Annotated in this window: 23 protein-coding genes and 2 tRNA genes; 8 read left to right on the plus strand and 17 right to left on the minus strand. The window is 67.0% G+C overall.

Features of this window, described 5'->3' with window-relative positions:
- Positions 1–13: 13 nt before the first annotated feature.
- The 3 genes from ACIA49_RS27305 to ACIA49_RS27315 are packed head-to-tail and all read right to left on the minus strand — an operon-like array spanning position 14 to position 2,723.
- Positions 14–958, minus strand: coding sequence for an aminoglycoside phosphotransferase family protein (locus tag ACIA49_RS27305; RefSeq protein ID WP_396380175.1), 945 nt, complete (start codon positions 956–958; stop codon positions 14–16).
- A complete protein-coding gene (locus ACIA49_RS27310) occupies positions 955–1,956 on the minus strand; it encodes an NAD(P)H-dependent glycerol-3-phosphate dehydrogenase (RefSeq protein WP_396380176.1) in 1,002 nt (333 codons plus the stop codon). Before ACIA49_RS27310 ends, ACIA49_RS27305 begins: the two co-directional genes overlap by 4 nt.
- On the minus strand, positions 1,953–2,723 hold the full coding sequence (locus ACIA49_RS27315) for a lysophospholipid acyltransferase family protein (RefSeq protein WP_396380177.1): 771 nt from the start codon (positions 2,721–2,723) through the stop codon (positions 1,953–1,955). The genes ACIA49_RS27310 and ACIA49_RS27315 overlap by 4 nt, the downstream gene beginning before the upstream one ends.
- 16 nt (positions 2,724–2,739) lie before the next feature.
- Between ACIA49_RS27315 and cofC the strand changes: the two genes are divergently transcribed.
- Entirely contained in the window at positions 2,740–3,411 is a 672-nt protein-coding gene (cofC, locus tag ACIA49_RS27320) for a 2-phospho-L-lactate guanylyltransferase (protein ID WP_396380178.1), read from the plus strand.
- Position 3,412: 1 nt separating this feature from the next.
- Complete coding sequence (locus ACIA49_RS27325) at positions 3,413–3,619, plus strand: hypothetical protein (protein ID WP_396380179.1); 207 nt, start codon at positions 3,413–3,415, stop codon at positions 3,617–3,619.
- Positions 3,620–3,682: 63 nt separating this feature from the next.
- Here ACIA49_RS27325 and ACIA49_RS27330 read toward each other — a convergent pair whose 3' ends face one another.
- The 4 genes from ACIA49_RS27330 to leuC all read right to left on the minus strand — a co-directional run bounded on the left by ACIA49_RS27330 (position 3,683) and on the right by leuC (position 7,879).
- Entirely contained in the window at positions 3,683–4,282 is a 600-nt protein-coding gene (locus ACIA49_RS27330) for an HU family DNA-binding protein (RefSeq protein ID WP_391546527.1), read from the minus strand.
- Between the two features lie 178 nt (positions 4,283–4,460).
- The gene (gene corA / locus ACIA49_RS27335) at positions 4,461–5,603 is read right to left on the minus strand and encodes a magnesium/cobalt transporter CorA (RefSeq protein WP_396380180.1); all 1,143 of its coding nucleotides are present in this window, start codon (positions 5,601–5,603) and stop codon (positions 4,461–4,463) included.
- Between the two features lie 231 nt (positions 5,604–5,834).
- Entirely contained in the window at positions 5,835–6,434 is a 600-nt protein-coding gene (leuD, locus tag ACIA49_RS27340) for a 3-isopropylmalate dehydratase small subunit (RefSeq protein WP_396380181.1), read from the minus strand.
- A 14-nt stretch (positions 6,435–6,448) separates the two neighbouring features.
- Positions 6,449–7,879, minus strand: a complete 1,431-nt coding sequence (gene leuC, locus ACIA49_RS27345; protein ID WP_396380182.1) for a 3-isopropylmalate dehydratase large subunit — start codon at positions 7,877–7,879, stop codon at positions 6,449–6,451.
- A gap of 111 nt (positions 7,880–7,990) precedes the next feature.
- On the opposite strand from leuC, the gene ACIA49_RS27350 reads away from it, so the two are divergent.
- Entirely contained in the window at positions 7,991–8,710 is a 720-nt protein-coding gene (locus ACIA49_RS27350) for an IclR family transcriptional regulator (RefSeq protein WP_132176781.1), read from the plus strand.
- On the opposite strand, the gene ACIA49_RS27355 is transcribed toward ACIA49_RS27350, so the two are convergent.
- From ACIA49_RS27355 to ACIA49_RS27400, 10 genes are all read right to left on the minus strand, one after another.
- Entirely contained in the window at positions 8,711–9,691 is a 981-nt protein-coding gene (locus ACIA49_RS27355; RefSeq protein WP_396380183.1) for a LacI family DNA-binding transcriptional regulator, read from the minus strand.
- Complete coding sequence (locus ACIA49_RS27360; RefSeq protein WP_396380184.1) at positions 9,675–10,562, minus strand: nucleoside hydrolase; 888 nt, start codon at positions 10,560–10,562, stop codon at positions 9,675–9,677. Before ACIA49_RS27360 ends, ACIA49_RS27355 begins: the two co-directional genes overlap by 17 nt.
- Positions 10,563–10,574: 12 nt before the next feature.
- Entirely contained in the window at positions 10,575–11,393 is an 819-nt protein-coding gene (locus ACIA49_RS27365; RefSeq protein ID WP_396380185.1) for a carbohydrate ABC transporter permease, read from the minus strand.
- Positions 11,390–12,253: a carbohydrate ABC transporter permease gene (locus ACIA49_RS27370; RefSeq protein ID WP_396380186.1), complete on the minus strand. Its 864-nt coding sequence runs from the start codon at positions 12,251–12,253 to the stop codon at positions 11,390–11,392. The genes ACIA49_RS27365 and ACIA49_RS27370 overlap by 4 nt, the downstream gene beginning before the upstream one ends.
- Positions 12,250–13,539 carry an ABC transporter substrate-binding protein gene (locus ACIA49_RS27375; protein ID WP_396380187.1) on the minus strand — a complete coding sequence of 430 codons (1,290 nt, stop codon included), beginning with the start codon at positions 13,537–13,539 and terminating at the stop codon, positions 12,250–12,252. Before ACIA49_RS27375 ends, ACIA49_RS27370 begins: the two co-directional genes overlap by 4 nt.
- Positions 13,540–13,652: 113 nt before the next feature.
- Positions 13,653–13,728 (minus strand) — tRNA-Glu (locus ACIA49_RS27380).
- A gap of 78 nt (positions 13,729–13,806) precedes the next feature.
- Positions 13,807–13,878 (minus strand) — tRNA-Gln (locus ACIA49_RS27385).
- Between the two features lie 139 nt (positions 13,879–14,017).
- The gene (locus ACIA49_RS27390; protein ID WP_396380188.1) at positions 14,018–14,905 is read right to left on the minus strand and encodes a lysostaphin resistance A-like protein; all 888 of its coding nucleotides are present in this window, start codon (positions 14,903–14,905) and stop codon (positions 14,018–14,020) included.
- On the minus strand, positions 14,905–16,437 hold the full coding sequence (gene gltX / locus ACIA49_RS27395; RefSeq protein WP_396380189.1) for a glutamate--tRNA ligase: 1,533 nt from the start codon (positions 16,435–16,437) through the stop codon (positions 14,905–14,907). Before gltX ends, ACIA49_RS27390 begins: the two co-directional genes overlap by 1 nt.
- On the minus strand, positions 16,430–17,218 hold the full coding sequence (locus ACIA49_RS27400; protein ID WP_396380190.1) for a fumarylacetoacetate hydrolase family protein: 789 nt from the start codon (positions 17,216–17,218) through the stop codon (positions 16,430–16,432). Before ACIA49_RS27400 ends, gltX begins: the two co-directional genes overlap by 8 nt.
- A gap of 42 nt (positions 17,219–17,260) precedes the next feature.
- Here ACIA49_RS27400 and ACIA49_RS27405 point away from each other — a divergent pair, with 42 nt between their 5' ends.
- The 5 genes from ACIA49_RS27405 to ACIA49_RS27425 are packed head-to-tail and all read left to right on the plus strand — an operon-like array spanning position 17,261 to position 21,338.
- Positions 17,261–17,743: a GNAT family N-acetyltransferase gene (locus ACIA49_RS27405; protein ID WP_396380191.1), complete on the plus strand. Its 483-nt coding sequence runs from the start codon at positions 17,261–17,263 to the stop codon at positions 17,741–17,743.
- The gene (locus ACIA49_RS27410; protein WP_396380192.1) at positions 17,740–18,588 is read left to right on the plus strand and encodes a 3-methyladenine DNA glycosylase; all 849 of its coding nucleotides are present in this window, start codon (positions 17,740–17,742) and stop codon (positions 18,586–18,588) included. The genes ACIA49_RS27405 and ACIA49_RS27410 overlap by 4 nt, the downstream gene beginning before the upstream one ends.
- Before the next feature lie 9 nt (positions 18,589–18,597).
- Complete coding sequence (locus ACIA49_RS27415; RefSeq protein ID WP_396380193.1) at positions 18,598–18,792, plus strand: hypothetical protein; 195 nt, start codon at positions 18,598–18,600, stop codon at positions 18,790–18,792.
- A 29-nt stretch (positions 18,793–18,821) separates the two neighbouring features.
- Positions 18,822–20,732, plus strand: coding sequence for a potassium transporter Kup (locus ACIA49_RS27420; RefSeq protein WP_396380194.1), 1,911 nt, complete (start codon positions 18,822–18,824; stop codon positions 20,730–20,732).
- 33 nt (positions 20,733–20,765) lie between these two features.
- Positions 20,766–21,338 carry a DinB family protein gene (locus tag ACIA49_RS27425; RefSeq protein ID WP_396380195.1) on the plus strand — a complete coding sequence of 191 codons (573 nt, stop codon included), beginning with the start codon at positions 20,766–20,768 and terminating at the stop codon, positions 21,336–21,338.
- The last annotated feature ends 6 nt before the right edge of the window (positions 21,339–21,344 follow it).

Consider the following 21,344-nt stretch of genomic DNA (forward strand, 5'->3'; position numbering starts at 1 on the left):
GTGAACCCAGGGGTCACGCCCAGTTGACGGCGAGCTCGTCGATCATCCGCACCGCCGGATCCTGCGAGATGTCTCCACGCCGGACAGCCCCGACGCCGTACCGCCGCACCCAGTACGCCGTCCGCACCAGCTCGAGCTGAATCCACCGCCGTACCCGCGCCTTGTCGAGTTCCGCCGCCTCGCAGTACGCCACGAACTCCCGCTCGAGGCCAGCCAGCAGGTCACCCTTCATCAGCACGAGAGTCCGCGCCTTCAGGAACGTGACGGCGTCGTACGCCGGATCGCCGATCAACCCCTTCGGATCAATCGCCAGCCACGGCTCCCGATCGGCGCTCAGGATGTTCCGGTGATGCAGATCCCCGTGAATCAGTACGTCGGGTTGCTCCCGCACCAACTCGTCGATCGCGCCAAAGGCCCGGGCGACCACTACGTCAGGCAGCGCTCCGGCAAACTCCGCGGCGTCCTTCGCGAGTTCGGCGGCCCACTCGTCGGCCCGGTCCTGCAGCCGAGGGAGTTCGCGCGGACCAGGAGCGTCACCCAAGGCGCCGCGTCCATCCGGGGCTGGGATTGTCAGCAGGCGGCTCATCGCACCGCCTACCGCCGCAACGTCTGCACCTGAATCGCGCAACGTCGTGGCGTGGGCACGTTCCAGCAGCATGGCGTAGTACTCGTCGGCGCGTTCGTGCAGATGGACCGCGCCGCGACCTGCCCAGGCGATGTAGGCGTCTGGCTCGTGCACATTTCCCGGATGGGTGAACGACACCTTCAGCACCAGCGGCTCACCAGAACGCTGAACCGGCACGATCACGCCGACCTCGCCGTGCATCCAGTCGCCGTCCGGCGTGCAGTCCCAGCGATCGACCAGCTCCTCGACAATCCCGGGCAGCGTCGCGAGCCACGCCGTACCAGCTGGCCCTTCGCGGTTAGTGGTGGCGGCCGCGAAGGCTTCGGGGATCACCAGCGCTCCGCCTTCGCCGAACGGGAGACAAGACTGAACAGCATGTCCTTCGGAGTCATCTCTCCGGCGACAACCTTGGTCACAGCTTCGGCGATCGGCATCTCGACGTCATGGTGGTGTGCAAGCTCGGTGATCGACGAGCAGGACTTCACACCCTCGGCGACCTGCCGCGTCGCGCCGGCGATCTCGGCAACAGTCATGCCCTGGCCGAGCTTCTCGCCGAAAGTCCGGTTCCGCGACAGCGGCGACGAACACGTGGCGACCAGGTCACCGAGCCCAGCCAGACCGGAGAACGTGTGCTCATCCGCGCCCAGCGCCGCACCCAGCCGAGCCGTCTCCGCCAGACCACGGGTGATCACCGATGCCCGAGCGTTGTCCCCGAACCCGAAGCCCACCGCCATCCCCACCGCCAGCGCGATCACGTTCTTGGTCGCGCCACCAAGTTCACACCCGACGACATCCGTGTTCGTGTAGGGCCGAAACGTGCCCGAGTGACACAGCTTCTGCAACCGGTTCGCCGTACCCTCGTCCGCACAAGCCACCACAGCGGCCGCAGGTTGTCCCTCAGCGATCTCGCGCGCCAGGTTCGGCCCCGACACCACCGCGATCCGCTCCGGGCCGGCTCCGGTCAGCTCAGCGATGACCTCGGACATCCGCAGCGTCGTACCGACCTCGACGCCCTTCATCAAGCTCACCAGCGGTACGGCGTCCGGCAGCACCCCGGCCCAGTCCCGCAGGTTCTCCCGCAGTGACTGCGAAGGCACCGACAGTACGACGGCCTCCGCGCCCTCGGCCGCAGCCGCTGGATCGTGCGTCGCAGTGATCGCTTCGGACAGGCGGATCCCCGGCAGGTAGTCGGGGTTCTCGTGCTGGGTGTTGATCACGTCGCAGACCGACTGCCGCCGGGCCCACAACGAGACCTGGTTCCCCGCCCCCGCCAGCACCGTGGCGAACGCGGTCCCCCACGAGCCCGCACCGAACACCGCGACCTTGGTCATTCCTTCTCCTCACGACGGGCTTTGCGCAAGTCGAACAATTCCTTCGGCGGGGTCTCACCGCGCAGTTCACCGAGCGTCTCGGCGAGGGCGGCCATGATCACCTCGGTTGCCTCGTGCAACAGCTGGTTGGTGATCGGCTTGCCCTGAAATGCGCTCAGGTCGACCGGCTTCCCCGCGCGCGCCAGCACCGTCTTGCGCGGCAGCAGCCGGATCCGCAGATGACCCGTATAAGACTGCAGAATCTCCTGCGCACCCCAGTTCGCGACCGGAATCACCGGCGCCCCGGTCATCAACGCGATCCGGGCGGCACCGGTCTTTCCCGTCATCGGCCACAGCTCCGGATCGCGGGTAATGGTGCCTTCGGGATAAACCCCCACGCACTCACCGCGTTCGACCGCCGCCACCGCGTCGCGAAAAGCATCCGCGGCCTGGGTGGAATCGCGGTGCACCGGGATCTGACCGGCGCTGGTGATGATCCGGCCGAGGATCGGCAGTTTGAACAACGACGCCTTGCCGAGCAGCCGCGGGATCCGGCGGCATTCCCAGATGAAGAAGCCGAGCACCAACGGGTCGAAATGCGAGATGTGATTCGGTACGAACACCACGCCACCGGTCCGGGGCATGTTCTCCCGGCCGGTGAAGACCGGCTTGGTCCAGGTCAGCATGAACGGTTTGACGAGCGCGACGATCACGCCGAACCAGAAACCCCGCCGCGGCCTCGGGTCGTCCACTACTGCCTCCTGGTGCTGGTCACTGCTCTCCGCCATGGGAGAATCCTGCCTGATGGCAGACCTACAGGTCGTTCCCTGGATCCTGGCGATCCCGGTGAAGCGTACGGCGATCGCGAAGAGCCGGCTGGCTGCGGCCTACCCGCAGCACCGCCCGGAGCTCGCGCGCGCCTTCGCTGTCGACACTACTGCGGCCGCGCTGGCTTCGGGATTGGTGCGCGCGGTTCTCGTGGTCACCGACGACCCGGTCGTCGCCGCGGACGTGACCGCGGTCGGAGCACACGTCGTACCGGATCTTGGCGACGACGGCCTCAACGGCGCCCTCCGGTACGGCGCCTCGATCGCCGCAGAACGCTTCCCAGGGCATGGTGTGGCTGCACTGTCGGCCGACCTGCCCGCACTGCGTCCGGCCGAGCTCACCGCCGTACTGGCTGCCTGCACAGCCCCGCGGTCGTTCGTGATCGACGAACCCGGCACCGGTACGACGATGCTCGCGGCGGCCGCCGGTGTCGACCTCGACCCCCGCTTCGGTGTCGGCTCCGCCCTGGCCCACCAGGCGTCCGGCGCGGTGCCGATCGAGCTGACCGGCATCGACTCGGTACGGCGTGATGTCGACACCGCGGCGGATCTCGCGCACGCGATCCAGCTGGGCGTCGGTCCCGCGACCGCCGACGTGATGTCGCTGGTGCTGGGTTCCGTCACCGGATCCGAAGGCCTAGCCTGCTGACATGCAAGCCACCGTGAGCCGTTACGACAGTGAGAGTTTCTCCGGAGCGGTGCTGACCGACACCGGGATCGAGCTTCCCTTTAGCGTGCACGCGATCGCGGAGACTCCGGTTCGCCTGCTGCGGGTGGGCCAGCGCGTCCGCATCGAGACCACCGGCTCCGGTGCGGGCCTGGCGATCACCAAGGTCGCGTTCGCCACCGTCCTGTAGAACCAGCGAAGGCCGGTCGCTCCTGGAGGGAGTGACCGGCCTTCAGCCGTAGTGCTAGGTAATTCAGCGTGCTGCGCGCTTGGCCGGAGCCTTCTTCGCGGCGACCTTCTTGGCGGGGGCCTTCTTGGCCGGCGCCTTCTTGGCTACTGCCTTGACCGGAGCAGCCTTCTTGGCCGGGGCCTTCTTGGCGGCGGCCTTGACGGGCGCAGCCTTCTTGGCGGCAGCCTTGACCGGAGCGGCCTTCTTGGCAACGGCCTTGGCCGGGGCCTTCTTGGCTACGGTCTTGGTCGCGGCGGCCTTGGCCGGCGCGGCCTTCTTGGCCGGAGCGGCCGCCTTGGTGGCGGTCGCGGTGGCCTTCGGGGCGACAAGCTTCGGCAGCTTCTTCGCACCGGAGACAACGGCCTTCAGCTCCGCACCCGCGCGGAACTTCGGCACCACGGTCTTCTTCGCCTTCAGAACCTGGTTCGTCCGCGGGTTGCGGACCAGGCGGGCCGGACGATCGATGGCTTCAAAGGCACCGAAACCGGTGATGGCGACCTTGCCACCCTTCTTGGTCAGCTCGCGCTGGATGGTGTCGATGATCGACTCCAGGGCGTGCTGAGCCTGGCGGCGGTTTCCGTCGAAGTGCACTGCGAGCGCTTCGACCAACTGGCTCTTGTTCACTGTCTTCCCTCCGTGAACTAGGTGTCGAGCACAGCGCTCGATCTCACAGGAACGTTATGGACTGAACAGGCCGTTGCCAAACACCAACGCGGCAATTCGGCTTGTTTTTAGGCGATTCTTGGCCCAAACAGCCCAGATCGGGTGTTCCTGCGAGGTTTTGCGGCGTTTCCGGGACCTCTTACAGCCAGCCGCGGCGCTTGAAGATCTGGTGCAGACCCACACACACCAACCCCATCAGGCCGATCGCGAACGGGTACCCGTACTGCCAATGCAGCTCTGGCATGTTGTCGAAGTTCATCCCGTAGACGGTGCCGATCAGGGTCGGTGCGAACAGGATCGCCGCCCACGCGGAGATCCGCTTCACCTCTTCGTTCTGCTCACTGCCGGCCAGCGCGAGACTCTTCATCTCCTCGTTCTGCTGCTGGGCCACCAGGGTCGCGTTCACCGTCAGGATGTCGCGCAGCAGTTCACGGAATCCGTCGACCTTCTCGACCACTTCGGTGACGTGGTCGGCCACGTCGCGCAGATAACGCTGCAGTTCCTCGTCGACGCCGTACTTGTCGAAACCGCCGCGCAGTCCCTGCAGCATCCCGACCAGCGGCCGGGTCGCGCGCTGGAACTCGATGACCTCACGGGACAGCTCGTAGATGCGCCGCGACACCTTCGGGTCGCCGCGGAAGACCTCGGTCTCGATCTCGTCGATGTCGTTCTCGAGGCCGGCGACCACGGGTGCGTAGCCGTCGACCACCTTGTCCATGATCGCGTAGAGAACAGCCTCGGTGCCGAGGTTGAGCAGGTCGGGGTCGTGCTCGACCCGGCGCCGGACCGCCGCCAGGTTGGGCGCTTCGGCATGCCGGACCGTCACCACGAAGTCCGGGCCGACGAAGATGTGCACCTCACCGAACTCGACCTCCTCGGTCGCGTCCCGGTACCGCGCGGCCTTCAGGACCACGAACAACGTGTCGCCGTACCGCTCGAGCTTCGGCCGCTGGTGGGCCTGGATGGCGTCCTCGACGGCCAGCTCGTGCAGGTCGAACTCACTGGCCAGCGAGTTCAGTTCGCGCTGGTCCGGGCGGTACAGGCCGATCCAGGCCAGGCCGCGCGGCGCCTTGTGCAGCACGCGATAGGTCTCGGCCAGCGATTCGGGCGAGGCGATCCGGCGCCCGTCGCAGTAGATCGCGCTGTCGACGACGCTGTGGCCCTTGGGCTTGTGGGGATCGCGCGGCTTCTCGACCGTGGGCTCGATCACAGGGGCAGGTGCAGCGTGCTTCCGCGCGGTGCCACGCAGTGAGCGGAACGGGCGCAGGCGAAGGTCGGACATGAGTCCTCCAGGTGCGGTGGTTCAGGTGAGTGAGCGCATGTCACGTCTGCCTGACCACTACTGCACGTGGAGAGAAAGTCAGGCGAGACCCGTATGTCTGGAGGGTTCGCTGCTGTTCATCAGCGCCTCACCTCCTTGGTCTCGCAAGCCTTGTCGGACAACCACGCCAGGGTAACACCAGAGTTATCGCCCCTGCAGCGCCAAGCGTTACAGAGGCGATAGCCCTTACCTCTAAGCCTTGGCCGGCAGCGTGGCCGGCTTGAAGGACGGCCGGGTGGCCTCGTACGCCGAGATGTCGGCCTCGTGGGACAAGGTGATGCCGACGTCGTCGAGCCCGTTCAGCAGCCGGTAGCGCGTGTAGTCGTCGATCTCGAACGGCGCCGAGAGCTCACCGGCCGAGATCGTCTTGTTCTCCAGGTCCACGGTCACCTTGGTGCCCGGGTCGTTCTCGATCGTCGTCCAGAGCTGCTCGACGACGTCCTGGCTGACCAGCGCCGCCAGCAGTCCGGCCTTGCCGGAGTTGCCGCGGAAGATGTCGCCGAAGCGTGAACACACGACCACGCGGAATCCGTAGTCGAGCAACGCCCAGACCGCGTGCTCCCGCGAGGATCCGGTGCCGAAGTCGGGTCCGGCCACGAGCACCGAGACACCGCCGTACTCCGGCTGGTTCAGGACGAACCCGGGATCGTTGCGCCAGGCAGCGAACAGGCCGTCCTCGAAGCCGGTCCGGGTGACCCGCTTCAGGTACTCGGCCGGGATGATCTGGTCGGTGTCGACGTTGCTGCGGCGCAGCGGGGCCGCCGTACCGATGTGCTGGATGAAGGCTTCCATGATTCCGTTGCTCCTCAGACGCTCTCGGGTACGGCCACATCGACCGGCTGCAGGTCTGCGGGAGCGGCGAGCGTCCCCGTGACTGCGGTGGCCGCGGCAACCAATGGCGAGACCAGGTGGGTGCGGCCGCCCTTGCCCTGACGGCCTTCGAAGTTGCGGTTCGAGGTGGACGCGCTGCGCTCACCGGGAGCCAGCGTGTCCGGGTTCATGCCCAGGCACATCGAGCAGCCCGCGCCACGCCATTCGGCACCGGCGTCCTTGAAGATCCGGTCCAGACCTTCGGACTCGGCCTGCAGCCGGACCCGGCCCGATCCCGGTACGACGAGCATCCGGGTGCCGTCGGCAACCTTCCGCCCGGCCAGGACCCCGGCCGCGGCGCGCAGGTCCTCGATCCGGCCGTTGGTGCAGGAGCCTAGGAACACGGTGTCGACCTTCACCTCGCGCAGCGGCGTACCGGCTGTCAGGCCCATGTACTCCAGCGCGCGCTCAGCGGCGATCTTGTCGTTCTCGTTGTCGAAGTCGTCCGGCGACGGCACGTTGGCCGACAGCGGAACACCCTGGCCGGGGTTGGTTCCCCAGGTGACGAACGGCGCGATGTCCTCGGCGCGCAGCACGACCTCGCGGTCGAAGGTGGCGTCCTCGTCGGTCGCCAGGCTCTTCCAGTACTCGACCGCGGCTTCCCAGTCGAGGCCCTGCGGCGCATGCGGCTTGTCCTGCAGGTAGTTGAAGGTCGTCTCGTCCGGCGCGATCATGCCGGCCTTGGCGCCCCACTCGATCGACATGTTGCAGATCGTCATCCGCGCTTCCATGCTGAGCGCGCGAATCGCCTCACCGCGGTACTCGACGATGTAGCCCTGGCCGCCACCGGTGCCGACCTGCGCGATCAGCGCGAGCACCAGGTCCTTGGCCGAGACGCCGTCGGGCAGTACGCCGTCGACCGTGACCGCCATCGTCTTCGGCCGTGCCTGCATCAGTGTCTGGGTGGCCAGCACGTGCTCGACCTCGCTGGTACCGATGCCGAAGGCAATCGCCCCGAAGGCGCCGTGCGTGGAGGTGTGGCTGTCACCGCAGACCACGGTCATCCCGGGCTGGGTCAGGCCGAGCTGCGGGCCGATCACGTGTACGACGCCCTGGTCCGGGTCGCCGAGCGTGTGGATCCGGACGCCGAACTCCTGGGCGTTCTTGCGCAGCGTGTCCACCTGGGTACGCGACACCAGGTCGGCGATCGGCTTGTCCACATCGAGCGTCGGGACGTTGTGGTCCTCGGTCGCGATGGTCAGATCGGGCCGGCGAACCTTCCGTCCGGCCAGCCGCAGTCCGTCAAATGCCTGCGGGCTGGTGACCTCATGAACCAGGTGAAGGTCGATGTAAAGGAGGTCGGGCTCTCCGTCGGCATGGCGCACCACATGCGCATCCCAGACCTTTTCCGACAACGTCCTACCCATCAGACTCTCCTTTGAGGTTTGCTGTGTGGTGAGGTGCTTTGGCTCACAGTGCTCTCGATCGAGGCACCGAAGCGACTTGCGTTCCACGATTCGAGACGGCAATATCGTCTCATGGACAACTCTAGCGGAGTCGGCGTGCTCGACAAAGCAGCTCTCGTTCTGTCCGCACTCGAGTCCGGACCGGCGACCCTGGCCGGACTCGTGGCGGCCACGGGGCTGGCGCGGCCGACGGCACACCGGTTGGCGGTCGCTCTCGAGCACCACCGGCTGGTCGGCCGGGACATGCAGGGACGCTTCGTGCTCGGCCCGCGACTCAGCGAGTTGGCCTCCGCCGCCGGTGAGGACCGTCTGCTGGCCACCGCCGGTCCAGTGCTGGCCCGACTGCGTGACATCACTGGTGAATCGGCCCAGTTGTTCCGCCGCCAGGGCGAGTACCGCGTCTGTGTGGCAGCGGCCGAGCGCCCGTCCGGTCTGCGCGACACCGTCCCCGTGGGCAGCCAGCTGACCATGGCGGCCGGCTCAGCTGCTCAGATTTTGCTTGCCTGGGAGGACCCGGAGCGCATGCACCGCGGCCTGCACAACGCGACCTTCAACGCTGCCGCACTGGCCGGCGTACGGCGTCGCGGCTGGGCGCACTCGGTCGGTGAGCGTGAGCAGGGCGTTGCCTCGGTCTCGGCACCGGTCCGCTCCCCCAGTGGCAAGGTGATTGCCTCGGTCTCCGTATCCGGTCCGATCGAGCGCCTGTCCCGTCAGCCCGGCCGCATGCACGCCCCGGCCGTCATGGCCGCAGCAGAGCGTCTCTCCGAAGCACTGCGCCGCGCTTCGGAGTAATCAACACCCACAGGACGTTCGCGGTACCAACGCAAAATCCAAGACCACTCTGGCCGCCTCCCGATCGGGGGCGGCCAGTAGTACGTCTACGGCCTGCCGAGCGATCTCGTCGACCGGCTGACGCACGCTGGCCAACGGTGGGATCGAGACCGCACACTCATCGGTGCCGTCGACACCCATCACCGCGACGTCCTCCGGCACCCGCAGTCCGGCCTCCCACGCAGCAAACAGCACCCCGAACGCCTGCTCGTCGGTAGCGCAATAGACAGCCCGCGGTGGCCGCTTCTGCTGAAACCAAGCCTGTACGGCGTCCCGCGCGGCGAACCGGGATACCGGGCCGGCGGCGTACCGCACTGTCGTCTTGGGATGCTTCGCCAGCGCCCGCTCCACGCCGGCCCGGTGTTGCGCCGTACCGGGTGAGTCTTCTGGGCCCGTTAAGACAGCCAGCGTCTTGTAGTCGTGGGCCAGCAAGTGATCCACAGCGGCCTCAGCCGCAGCCACGTAGTCGATAGACAACGTGGAGACCGTCACACCATCCGGTACCGGGTGCAAGGCAACCACCGGCACGCCGGCCGAGTGGAACCGCCGGATCGCCGGCTCCGCCAGCAGAGACACCAGTACGACGCCATCCACCTTCCGCTCAATGAATGAACCGATGTGCGCTGACTCCTGCGCCGGATCACCCGCCGAGTCGCCGATGAGCAGCAGGTGGCCGTGTGACCGCGCCACGATCTCCAGGTGCTCGGTGAGTGTGGCGAAGAACGGGTTGCGGACCTGTGGGATCAACAGCCCTAAAGAGAAGGTGCGTCCGGCGCTCAGAGCGCGGGCGACCGCGTTCGGCTTGTAGTCGAGCTCAGCCGCCGCCTCCAGCACCCGTTGCCGGGTTGCCTCGGCTACTGGGCGCGGACCGTTGTTGAAGACGTAGCTGACGACAGCAGTCGACGTACCGGCTCGCTCTGCGACGTCACGAGCCGTCGCCATCAGTCTCCCCACCAGCGGCCACGATGCGGGCGGTGATCTCCTCAGCCACGGCGGCGGTGTCGAGATCGGTCACGATGCGCACGGTACCCGCCGGATCCGGAGTGAATGTACTGAGACCACCATCCGCGATTGTGATCCGGCCTCGCGGCGACAGGTTGAACAGGTCGGGCCGGGACAGTGTGAGCACGGCAACTGGGTCGTGCGGCACGTTCCACGTCTCTTTCCAGTACGCCCACCACTGCTCGATATCCGCACCCAGCGCAGCACCGAGTGGGCCGGCCGCCCGGATGCGTTGCAGAAGGTCCGCTCCGATGGCCACCTGCTCCGTGATCTCGATCGCGGTGATCGTCGTCGGGATGCCGGCCGTGAGGACGGCCCGCGCAGCCACGTCGTCGCTCTTGAAGTTGTGCTCGGGCTTGGAGTCCGGACCGAAGTGGCCGCCCATCACCGAGAGGTGGCGGATCCACTGCGCTATCTGCGGCTCCAGCTCGAGTGCCGCGGCCAGATTGGTCAGGGGGCCGATCGCAACAACATCAAGCTCACCAGGGTTGGCTTGCAGTCGGGCGATGAGGTCCTCGGGCGCACTGCCCGGTGCGAACGTCTCCGCCTCCAGGCCACTGTGCAACGTGCCTTCGTGACCGGCCCACCACACCTTGCGGCCCGACAGCGTTTCCGTCGTACCGGCGACGACTGTGAGGTCGCGGCCGGCCAGAGCGCCGTACCGGCGGGCCAGTTGGGCGCGGAGCCGGGTGTCGCCGTACACGGTGTGGGTGGCAACGAGGTCCAGGCCGGGGGTGCCCAGGATCAGGGCCAGGGCCATCGCGTCGTCGACATCCGAGCCGATGTCGGTGTCGAGGATCAGTTGGCGCATCGAGGTCACTTCCTACTTGAGTCCGCTGGAGGAGACGGACTGGACGAAGTACCGCTGGAAACCTGCGATCACAGCCAGCGGGATGATCGTAAGGACGACGGCACCGGCGAAGACCAGGCCGTAGTCGGTGAAGTTCTGCCCCTGCAGGTTGGCGAGGGCGACCGGGCCGACGATGTGCTTGGCATCGGTACCGATCAACAGCGGCCAGACGTAGGACTGCCACTGGAAGAGGAACAACATCAGACCGGCACCGATCAGCGCGGGCCGCGACAACGGCAGGTAGATCCACCGGAACACGCCGAACCAGTTGAGCCCGTCGAGGCGGCCGGCCTCGACCAGCTCGGTCGGGATGCCGAGGAAGAACTGCCGGAGCAGGAAGATCGCCATCCCGTTGCCGATGCCGGGCAGGATCAGTCCGGTGAAGGTGTTGGTCAGGTTCCAGTCCCGGAACATCGTGGACAGCGGGATCGCGATCGCGTCGAACGGCACCAGGAAGCTCAGGACGACGATGCCGAACGCGAGCCCGCGACCGCGGTACTGGAACGCCGCCAACCCGAAGGCGGCGGAGGCACAGACCGCCAGGCCGACCAGGACGGTGACTGCACTGACCAGGATCGAGTTGAATGTCGCCCGGCCGATCTCGCCGCCGAACAGGTCGCGGTAGTTGAGGAATGTCGGCCGCAGCTCGACGAACGATTCCCAGGTCAGCGGGCTGAGATGGGCGAAGGTCTCCGAGCCGGGGCGCAGCGAGTTCGTGACCACCCAGAGCAGTGGGATGAAGAAGAGCAGACCGATCACGGCGCCGAGCGCCGACAAACTGAGCCGTCTCATCGGTCGCCTCGCAACAACCGGAACTGCGCGGCGACGATCGCGAGCGTGAGTACGAGGAGCAGGACGACCTCGGCCTGGGCGACGTGGATGTCGCCCAACGCGTAGGCACGGGTGTAGACGTCGTACATCAGGAGGTTGCTGAATCCGTTCGGTCCGCCCTTGGTGAGGATCTGCACGGGTGCGAACACGAGCAGGTTCGAGACGGTGTCGGCGACGAGCACGAACGCGAGTGGCCGCCGTACCAAGGGAAGCGTCACCGAGATCATCCGGCGCCAGGCACCGGCGCCGTCGAGCAGAGCGGCTTCGCGGATCTCGTCCGGGATGTCCTGGATGCCGGCGATCAGGAAGAGCATCCAGTAGCCGACGCCGATCCAGGACAGCAGCACGATCAGGGCTGGGAGGACTTGACTCGACGAGGTGAGGAACGGTTGGTCCGGAAGGCCGAGCCGGGCCAGAAAGCTGTTGGCGATTCCGTCCGGCCGGTAGATCACGCTCCAGATCACCGCCGAGACGGCGGGTGGGGTGGCGATCGGCAGGATGACGAGCGTGCGCCACAGCCTCGTGCCGGGTGCGCGCTGGGTGAAGAGGATGGCGAGCAGGAACGAGGCGACGACCTGGATCGGGTTCACCAGCACGGTGAAGAGGAGGGTGATCCAGACGGCTTGCCGGAAGTCCTTGTTGGCCAACAGGTCCGAGTAGTTGCTCAAGCCGGTGAAGACGCGGCCGCCCCGGAGCAGGCTCTCGGCGTAGAAGCTCTCGACGAGTGCGTAGATCGCCGGGCCGATCCGGAGCACCGCTAGGCTGATCAACGCGGGTGCCAGGAAGGCGAGCGCGATCAGCCCCTGCCGTTGTTGCTTCACTTGATCGACTTCCAAGCCTCCGTCAACTGACGGGTGGCCTCAGCGAGACGGGCATTGGGTTCACTGCCATTGCGGATGTCGGCGAACGCTTTGCCCATCACTTCCTCGAACTGGATGTAGCCGACACTCACCGGCCGCGAGGTCGCCGTACTGGCTGCCTCGTACGCCGTGATCGCGGCCGCGCCCTTGGTGTGCTGACCGGAGTAGTCGTCCATCGCGGGCAGGTACTGCTTCAATGCCGCGAGGTTGGCCGGGATGATCGTGGTCGTCTGCGTGGTGAGTAGGTTGCCGGTGGCGTCGAGCGTCGCGAACTCCAGGAACTTCCGCGCCATCCCCTGCTGCTTGGACGCCGGGTTGATCCCCAGCGACCACGAGCCGGTCGGCGTCACCGGCTTGCCCCCGGCGAAGTACGGCATCGGCGCGACACCCCAGTCGAACTTCGCCGTACCGAAGATCTTCAGGTCCCACGGACCGCCGACGAAGAACGCCGCGTTGCCGGCACTGAACACCGGGCCGGTCTGGAACCCGCCGATCCCCCGAGGTGACAGGCCACTCCGGTACGTCGCGCCGTACCACTGCATGGCCTTCTTCCACCCGTCGGTCTCGACGGCCGGGGTGAGGGCGTCGTCGCCGGTGATGCCGGAGCCACCGCCGAGCGACTCCACCAGCGGCTGCAGTTGGTAGTAGGCCTCTGGCTGCTCGGTGAACAGCCCGTACTTCGTCCCCGCCTGCTGTGCCTTCCGCCCGGCCGCCTCGACCTGCTCCCAGGTCCAGCGCTTGGCCGGGTCCGCGGTCGGCGGCGCGACCTGCGCCTTGGCCAGCGCGGTCTTGTTGTAGAAGAGGAACTGCGTCGAGTTCCACATCGGCAGCGACCACAGCTTGTCGCGGAAGTGATTGACCTGGTACGCCGTCTCCCCGAACGAGGTCTTCGCGCGGCTGTCCAGTTCGCTCAGGTCGGTCAGAAAGCCTTTCGCGGCCAACTGCGACACCCGCGGCTCGTCCACCGTATAGACGTCGATCCCGGCGTCCTTCGCGCTCAGCCGTTGCTGCATCGTCGCGTTGAACTGATCGAACGGAATCTGCAGGTAGGTGACCTTGATCCCGGGATACTTCGTCTGGAAGGCGGAGATCACCGGGTTGTAGGTATCCGCGTTGTCCGTCCCCGTGAACGTGATCGTCCCCGTCTCCGGCCCGGCATCTCCACCAGCCGCCTGATCCGGCGACCCACCACACCCCGCCACCAGCACAGCCGCCACCACCGCTGCCAGCACCGCACTCCGCTTCATGGACACCTCTCACGAACGCCGAGAATCTAACCGCTTAGACTCTAAGCGGTTAGATGACGAGTGTCCAGAGACGACAAAAAGACCCTCAACCCGGAGGTTGAGGGTCTTCGCTCTGGTAGCCCCGACGGGATTCGAACCCGCGCTACCGCCTTGAGAGGGCGGCGTGCTAGGCCGCTACACAACGGGGCCAGAGTTTTGTCAGCCGGTCCTTGCGGACCGGGCAACGAGGTTGAACTTTACCGATTTTCATCGGTGCGGTCCAATCCGCTGGGGTACTAGGACTCGAACCTAGACTAACTGAACCAGAATCAGACGGGCTGCCAATTACCCCATACCCCAAAGGCATTTTTCCTTCAAAGAAGACCACTGCACTGGCCTGGAGAGTTTGTTTCCGCCCTCACCAACCCGGCTCGGAGAGCTTACCCGAGGCACCCGCCGGACACCAAAACGAGGTCCCCCGGGCGGGTTGTCACACCCGTCACACCATCCTCGGGAGTTGGGCGAGCGGCAGCTTGCAGGTGGTCTCGAGGTTCTCGCGGCGGGTGATCAGGACGGCGACCGCACCGAACGCGGCGAACTTCAGGATGTCGAGGATCACCAGCGACCACGGAGCATCCGTGGCGCCGAGACTCGAGCCGACGCTGTTGGTCAGAGCGGCGTACACGAAGGTCACGACGTTGTTCGCGGCGTGCGCTGCGATCGAGGCCTCGAGTCCGCCGGTGCGGATCGCGAGGAAGCCCGCGAGCAGGCCGAAGGCGAACCGGTCGAGGAACAACGCCGGGCTCTGCCACGGCCAGACGCCGTGCGCCATCGTGAACAGCACAGTCGTGACGAGGACCGCCACCAACGGGCTCCGGACGAACGCACCGACGCCCTGCAGCAGGTAGCCGCGGAAGAAGTACTCCTCCCCCGCCGCCTGGAACGTCGAGGTCAGCAACGCAACCAGGATCACGCCGACGACGTCCGGCGCCATCCCGGTCTTGCTGTTGTCGAGCACGCTGACCAGACCGACCTTCACCGCGAGCAGCGCCACGAGCTCCAGAGCGACCGCCGCGACGGCGAACCAGGCCAGCGGCTTCCAGCGCAGCCGGCCGACCACCGAGGACAGCAGCCCCGGTGCCTGCCGGTTCAGCAGGCGGGCGACCCAGATGCTCAGCGGGATCAGCGAGATCAGGTAGAAGTTCGTCATCAGCAGCGTGATCCACGACGTCGTACCGGGCGGATCCACCCGGATCGCGCGGCCGATGCTCAGGAAGAGCACGCCGGCGATCGACCAGCCGACGAAGATGGTCAGGGCGCCGAGGACGACGTACCCGGTCGGGGTCGCGTCGTTCTTCAACAGGCGTTGGTACGTCGGTGCTGCCATCAGTGCTCCACTTTCACGCGCGCCTGCTCGATGCGCCGCAACGACACCTCGCGGCCGAGCAGCTCCATCGATTCGAACAGTGGGGGCGAGACGCGACGGCCGGAGACGGCGACGCGGACCGGGCCGAACGCCTTCTTCGGCTTCAGGCCGAGGCCGTCGACCAGCGACGCCCGCAAGGCGGCCTCGATCGCCTCGGTGGTCCACTCGACGTTCTCGAGTGCCTTGGCCGACGCCTCCAGGACCGTCCCGGCATCGCCGGCCAGCACCTTCGCCGCGGCGTCGGGCTCGATCACGAACCGGTCGCCGGCGAACAGGAAGCCGAGCAGCTCCACCGACTCGCCCAGCGCATCCATCCGCTCCTGCACCAACGGTACGGCGGCTCGCAGTACGGCGAGCTGGTCGTCGGACGGCACGGCCGGCAGGTAGCCGGCGCTGACCAGGAAGGGGACCGTGCGAGCGGCGAACTCGTCCTGCGGCAGCATCCGCATGTGCGCGGCGTTGATCGCCTCACACTTCTTCTGGTCGAAGCGGGCCGCGTTCGAGTTCACCTTGCGGATGTCGAAGGCCTCGATCATCTCGGCCATCGTGAACACGTCGCGGTCGTCGGCGATCGACCAGCCGAGCAGGGCCAGGTAGTTCAGCAGGCCCTCGGGCAGGAAGCCCTGGGTGCGGTACTCGTCCAGGCCGGCGCCCAGGTCGCGCTTGGACAGCTTCTTGTTGCCCTCGGACCCCATCACCATCGGCAGATGACCGAAGCGGGGCGTCCGGCCACTGCCGATCCCGATCTCGGCCAGCGCCTCGAACAACGCGATCTGGCGCGGCGTCGAGGACAGCAGGTCCTCGCCGCGCAGCACGTGAGTGATGTTCATCAGGGCGTCGTCGACCGGGTTCACCAGCGGATAGAGCGGGTAGCCGTTCGCCCGGACCAGGACGTAGTCGCCGAGGTTCTCGGGCAGGAAGGTGATCTCGCCGCGGACCAGGTCGTCGAACACGATCGGCCGGTCCGGCATCCGCAGCCGGACCACCGGCCGGCGGCCCTCGTCCAGGAACGCTTCCCGCTGCTCGTCGGTCAGCGCGCGGCAGTGACCGTCGTACCCGCTGGGCTGTCCGGCCGAGCGAGCGGCGTCGCGGCGGTCGTCGAGCTCCTCCTGCGAGCAGTAGCAGTGGTACGCCTTCTCGGCCGCCATCAGCTTGGTGACGATGTCGGCGTAGAGGTCCATCCGCTCGGACTGCAGGTACGGGCCGAGGTCACCACCGACGCTGGGACCCTCGTCCCAGGTCAGGCCGAGCCACCGCAGTGCGTCGAGCGTGTAGTCGAGCGCCTCCGGGGTGTTCCGGGTCTGGTCGGTGTCCTCGATCCGGAGCACGAGCGTGCCGCCATAGTGCCGGGCGAAGGCCCAGTTGAACAAGGCACTGCGAATGTTGCCGACCGTGAGCAGGCCGGTCGGGGACGGTGGGAACCGGACCCGGACCTGCTCCGGTCGCAGGCCGCCCAGGACGTCGGAATCGTCGCGAGCGGGCCGCTCAGTCACGCACGATCACCCTGTTCGTCAGCGTCCCGAGGCCTTCGACGGTGACCGAGACCGAGTCACCGGGCAGCATCGGGCCGACACCGGCCGGCGTTCCGGTCAGTACGACGTCGCCGGGCAGCAGCGTCGTGAACGAGGTGATGTAGGCCAGCACGGTCGGGATGTCGAAGATGAACTGCGACGTCCGGCCGTCCTGCTTGGTCTCGCCGTTCAGGGTCGTGGTCACCCGCAGATCCGCCACGTCGAGGTCGGTCTGGATCCACGGGCCGAGCGGGCAGAAGGTGTCGTAGCCCTTGGCCCGGGCCCACTGACCGTCGGTCTTCTGCAGGTCGCGAGCGGTCACGTCGTTCGCGATCGTGTACCCGAAGATCACCTCTTCGGCGCGCTCCTTGGGCAGATCGCGGCAGATCCGGCCGATCACGATCGCCAGCTCACCCTCGAACTGCAGGTCGTTGGTCTGCTCGGGGTAGACGATGCCGTCCAGCGGGCCGACCACCGAGGTGTTCGGCTTCAGGAAGATCATCGGCTCCGGCGGCACCTCGTTGCCCAGCTCGGCGGCGTGCGCGGCGTAGTTGCGGCCGACGCAGACCACCTTGCTGCGCGGGATCACCGGGGCCAGCAGCCGGACGTCGGCCAGCGGCAGCGTCTCCCCGGTGAGCTGGACCGGCCGGTAGAGCGGGTCGGAGTCGAGGAGGGCGACGGTTCCGACGAGCCCCTCGGGGTCGTCGGTCTCGACGATGCCGTACTTGGGTTCGTCGTCGACGGAGAATCTGGCGATACGCACGGGCCCGAGCCTACCGTCGCGGTGGAATGAGACAGTGGTGCGGTGACTTGGGAGATCCGCCGGGCCCAACCGGACGAGTACGACGCCGTCGGCGAACTGACCGTGGAGGCGTACTCACACGACGGCTTCGTCCGCGGTGAGTACGCGATGACGCTGCGTGCTGCCGCCGATCGCGCCGTACAGGCTGAGCTGTGGGTCGCGGCTGACGCCGATGGCCTGCTCGGCACGGTCACCTATTGCCCGGCCGGCTCGCCGTACCGGGAGATCGGGCTGGACGACGAGGGCGAGTTCCGGATGCTCGGAGTCGCCGGACGCGCGCGTGGACTCGGGATCGGGACCGCGCTGACCGAGCACTGTATAGAACAGACGCGCTCGCGCGGGCTGCCGCGGATCGTGCTCAGCAGTGCTGTGTATATGAAGACCGCCCACCGGATCTATGAGCGGCTGGGGTTTGAGCGTCTCCCGGAGCGTGACTGGTCCCCGGTTGCCGGCATCGATCTCTACGCGTTCTCGCTGGCGCTGTGACCACTCTTCTCCGCTCGGACTGGGAGCCCTTGCAGCAGGCGCACACTCTGCGTGCGGACGCCCTGCTGGCTGGGCATCTCGCCCGCAAGCAGCGCCGAGAGTCCCACCCGGTCGAGGACTTCCTCTTCACCTATTACTCCGCGCGCCCGAACCAGTTGCGCCTCTGGCACCCTGGGCCTAGCCTCCGGCTGCTCGATGCTCCCGAGTACGGCGAGCGCCGTGGCTATGTGGTGATCGACGGCACCGCGCAGCTCGATCCCGCCGGGATCGAGCGCCGGACGGACAGCATCAAGTGGATCCGCGCACTGCTCGGCGCGACGCTGGATCGGCAACCGCAGTTCGGGTGTTTCGGTCTGCACGAATGGGCGATGGTGTACCGGACGGACGCCGTACGGCATGAGAAGTGGCCGCTGCGATTAGGGGCCGAGGGCACCGATCAGGTGGTCGAGTCGCACAAGATCGGCTGCTCGCACTTCGACGCCTTCCGCTTCTTCACCGACGAGGCGCGACCGCTCAACGTCCTGCAGCCGACGCGCGAGTCGCAGCCGAAGCTGGAGCAGGGCGGCTGTCTGCACGCCAACATGGACCTCTACAAGTGGGCGACCAAGCTCGCACCGTTCACGCCGAGCGCGTTGGTGCTGGACTGTTTCGAGCTCGCCCGCGACATCCGCACGCTCGACATGCGCGCCTCGCCGTACGACCTGGCACCGCTCGGCTACGAGCCGGTCCGGATCGAAACCGCGGCCGGCAAGGCCGAGTACGCCGCCGCTCAGCGGACCTTCGCGGCCCGGGCCCGGCCGCTCCGCGAGCGACTCGTTGCCCTGTGCGACGAGTTGCTCGACTAACCTCCGACCATGGGAAAGATTGTCGCCATCGCTTTCGGCGTGTTGCTGACCGTGCTCGGCGCGGTCTGGACGCTGCAGGGACTCGGTTATCTCAAGGGCAGCTCGATGACCGGCAGCTCGCTGTGGGCCATCGTCGGACCGATCGTCGCCGCCTTCGGCGTCGGGTTGCTGTACGTCGCCATCCGGGGGCCACGCAAGCGCTGAGGGCCCCGCCCCATGGTTCAATCTTCACCGTGACGAGCCACACCACGGGGGTACGGACCCCGGCCAAGGCCGCTTTGATGATCGGCGCCCTCGGCGTCGTCTTCGGCGACATCGGGACCAGTCCGATCTATGCCATCCAGACGATCTTCAATCCCGGTGACCCGCATCCGGTGGCGACCGCCACCACGAATGTGTTCGGGATCATCTCACTGGTCTTCTGGTCGGTCACGATCGTGGTGACGCTGAAGTACGTGCTGCTGGTCCTGCGCGCCGACAACCAGGGCGAGGGTGGCATCCTGGCCATGATCACCCTGATCCGCGGCACCGGCGAGTCGAACGGACGCCGGACCACGGTCATCCTGGCCGCTCTCGGCATCTTCGGCGCCTCGCTGTTCTTCGGCGACTCGATGATCACCCCGGCCATCTCGGTGCTGTCCGCGGTCGAGGGGATCGAGGTCCTCCAGCCGGGCCTGGCGACCTGGGTGGTGCCGATCACCGCCGCCATCATCCTCGGCCTGTTCAGCGTGCAGCGCCACGGCAGCGGCCGGATCGGCCGCTCGTTCGGACCGATCATGATCATCTGGTTCGTCACGATCGCCGCCTGCGGGATCGGCGGCATCGTGCGGCACCCGAGCATCCTCAAGGCGCTCTCACCGACGTACGCGATCGGTTTCCTGACCGGCCACTTCGGGACGGCGTTCTTCGCCCTGGCAGCGGTCGTGCTGGCGATCACCGGCGCCGAGGCGCTCTACGCCGACCTCGGCCACTTCGGCCGCAAGCCGATCACCCGGGCCTGGCTGTTCATGGTCTTCCCCGCCCTCATCCTGAGCTACCTCGGCCAGGGCGCCCTGATCCTCGACGACCCGAACGCCTTCAGCAGCCCGTTCTTCCTGCTCGTTCCGCACTGGGGCCGGATCCCGATGGTGGTGCTGGCCACCGCCGCCACCGTCATCGCCGCCCAGGCCGTGATCACCGGCGCCTTCTCGGTCGCGCACCAGGCCGTCCAGCTCGGCTACCTGCCCCGGCTACGGATCAGGTACACCTCGACCGAGAGCGCCGGGCAGATCTACGTGCCCTGGGTGAACTGGGCACTGATGATCGCCGTACTGACCCTGGTCTTCGCCTTCGAGAGCTCAGCCGCCCTGGCGTTCGCCTACGGGATGGCGGTCACCGGGACGATCGTCATCAACTCGCTGCTGTTCTTCTACCTCGTCCGCAAACAGTGGCGCAAACCGCTGTGGATGGTCATTGTCGGCGCCACCTTCTTCCTCAGTGTCGAACTGCTGTTCCTCGCCGCCAACCTGACCAAGTTCGTCCACGGCGGCTGGCTGCCGCTGCTGATCGCGGTCACCGTCTTCACTGTCCTGATCACCTGGCAGCAGGGCCGCCAGCTCGTCACGGCCAAGCGCGAGAAGGAAGAAGGCCTGCTCCGCGAGTTCATCGACACCCTGCACGAGCGCCCGATCACCCGCGTCCCCGGTACGGCGGTCTTCCTCAACCGCGGCAACACCACCGTGCCGCTCGCGATGCGCGCCAACGTCGAGCACAACCACGTCCTGCACCGCAACGTGGTCATCCTGTCGATCGAGACCCTCACCGTCCCGCACGCCCCCGAAGAGGAACGCGTCCTGGTCGACGACCTCGGCTACACCGACGACGGCATCATCCACGTCACCGCCCGCCTGGGCTACGTCGAGAACGCCAACGTCCCCGAGATCCTCACCCAGGCCGCCGCCCAGAGCACCGAGCTCACCGTCGACCCCGACGACACCTCCTACTTCCTCTCCGCCATCGAACTCAAACTGGGCGACACCCCCGGCATGCCCCGCTGGCGCAAACACATCTTCCTCGCCACCACCGCCATCACCGCCGACGCAGCGGAGTACTTCCACCTCCCCCGCGAACAAGTCGTCATCGTGGGTTCCCAGATCACTGTTTGACACCGAGGCGAGCGCAGTTCTACATTCGAACACATGTTCGACTGGGAGCTGTTGCACGAGCCGTCGGCGATGGCGATGGTGCGGGGGCAGTTGGGGTTCAGTTGGCTGGTGCTGTCGGGGCGGTTGGCGCGGCTGACCGATGAGGAGTACTTCTGGCAGCCGCGGGGTGAGGCGTTGACCGTCGTGCGGCGGCATTACCCGAGCCATTACCGGTCACAGGGGGCCGGGGAGTGGGTGGCGCAGTGGCCGGACGAGCCGGATCATCGGGGGCCGCGGACGATCGCGTGGTTGATCGCGCATCTGACGGAGACGTTCTTCGAGCGGTGGGAGTGGACGTTCGGGCCGCGGGAGCAGGGCCGTGGGGACATCACGCTGCATGGGAACGCGCGCGACGCGGTGGCGTGGCTGACGCATTGGGTCGAGGCCTGGCAGGACGGGATCGCGGCGCTGATGGAGGACCAGGTGACGGTGACGGGGCTCAGTCAGGCGACCGCACTGGACGCCGAGGAGCCGTTCGGGCACGTCGTGTTACGTCTCAATCGCGAGCTGATTCATCACGGATCAGAGATCATGACGTTACAGGATCTGTATGGCACCGCCGCTTGAGAACCA

Source organism: Kribbella sp. NPDC051587, assembly GCF_044453945.1.
GTDB lineage: Bacteria > Actinomycetota > Actinomycetes > Propionibacteriales > Kribbellaceae > Kribbella.

Coding starts and splice junctions, on each gene's coding strand:
- ACIA49_RS27360 (WP_396380184.1), bottom strand. CDS start 10,562: ATGCGCCAACTGATCCTCGACACCGACATCGGCTCGGATGTCGACGAC.
- ACIA49_RS27415 (WP_396380193.1), top strand. CDS start 18,598: ATGGGAAAGATTGTCGCCATCGCTTTCGGCGTGTTGCTGACCGTGCTC.
- ACIA49_RS27375 (WP_396380187.1), bottom strand. CDS start 13,539: ATGAAGCGGAGTGCGGTGCTGGCAGCGGTGGTGGCGGCTGTGCTGGTG.
- leuD (WP_396380181.1), bottom strand. CDS start 6,434: ATGGAAGCCTTCATCCAGCACATCGGTACGGCGGCCCCGCTGCGCCGC.
- ACIA49_RS27350 (WP_132176781.1), top strand. CDS start 7,991: ATGGACAACTCTAGCGGAGTCGGCGTGCTCGACAAAGCAGCTCTCGTT.
- ACIA49_RS27315 (WP_396380177.1), bottom strand. CDS start 2,723: ATGGCGGAGAGCAGTGACCAGCACCAGGAGGCAGTAGTGGACGACCCG.
- cofC (WP_396380178.1), top strand. CDS start 2,740: ATGGCAGACCTACAGGTCGTTCCCTGGATCCTGGCGATCCCGGTGAAG.
- corA (WP_396380180.1), bottom strand. CDS start 5,603: ATGTCCGACCTTCGCCTGCGCCCGTTCCGCTCACTGCGTGGCACCGCG.
- ACIA49_RS27425 (WP_396380195.1), top strand. CDS start 20,766: ATGTTCGACTGGGAGCTGTTGCACGAGCCGTCGGCGATGGCGATGGTG.
- ACIA49_RS27390 (WP_396380188.1), bottom strand. CDS start 14,905: ATGGCAGCACCGACGTACCAACGCCTGTTGAAGAACGACGCGACCCCG.
- ACIA49_RS27355 (WP_396380183.1), bottom strand. CDS start 9,691: ATGGCGACGGCTCGTGACGTCGCAGAGCGAGCCGGTACGTCGACTGCT.
- ACIA49_RS27325 (WP_396380179.1), top strand. CDS start 3,413: ATGCAAGCCACCGTGAGCCGTTACGACAGTGAGAGTTTCTCCGGAGCG.
- ACIA49_RS27310 (WP_396380176.1), bottom strand. CDS start 1,956: ATGACCAAGGTCGCGGTGTTCGGTGCGGGCTCGTGGGGGACCGCGTTC.
- ACIA49_RS27365 (WP_396380185.1), bottom strand. CDS start 11,393: ATGAGACGGCTCAGTTTGTCGGCGCTCGGCGCCGTGATCGGTCTGCTC.
- leuC (WP_396380182.1), bottom strand. CDS start 7,879: ATGGGTAGGACGTTGTCGGAAAAGGTCTGGGATGCGCATGTGGTGCGC.